General features: G+C 36.9%; 1 protein-coding gene. It reads right to left on the reverse strand.

All coding sequences use genetic code 11. The features are described from left to right. Positions 1–322, reverse strand: a 322-nt coding sequence (locus tag PGQ38_RS19445; protein ID WP_270433231.1) for an MmcQ/YjbR family DNA-binding protein, incomplete at its 3' end; no start/stop codon positions are given. Positions 323–501 lie beyond the last annotated feature (179 nt).

Consider the following 501-nt stretch of genomic DNA (forward strand, 5'->3'; position numbering starts at 1 on the left):
AAAAATCCAGTGTTTTACCATCTCCAACAGAGCCATCCAATACTACAGATATCCAATGCTCCTTATTCATGTGGTACCCTGGCCTAATCCCATAGGTTCGTGCAATAAACCCATTTAACTCCGGATTGCATTTCACATTCATAATGTCTACGCTTCCCTCTTCCGGAATTCCTAATTTATTCTTATCTACATTCATAAAAACTGCATACCATTTTCCGTTTTTATGCCGAAGCACCGCTGACTTAGGATCCCGCTTCCAAAGATGCTCCGGTGTTGTTCCATATTGCTCTTTTACATACTGATAAATTGCCTCTTTTGTCAAAAAACTTCCCCCGCTTTACTTCTATAACTCTAAACCGAAATATATCCTCATTATAGAGAGTGTGAGAAACCGTGTCAAGATTTTTGGCTCAAAGGATCTCACGATATTTCCTAAAGCATTTTGTTTTAATTTTCTGATTTTTGGTTCCGGTTTTCGATTTTTTTATAATTTTCATAAAA

Source organism: Blautia faecis (assembly GCF_027662325.1).
Classification (GTDB): Bacteria; Bacillota; Clostridia; order Lachnospirales; family Lachnospiraceae; genus Blautia_A; species Blautia_A faecis.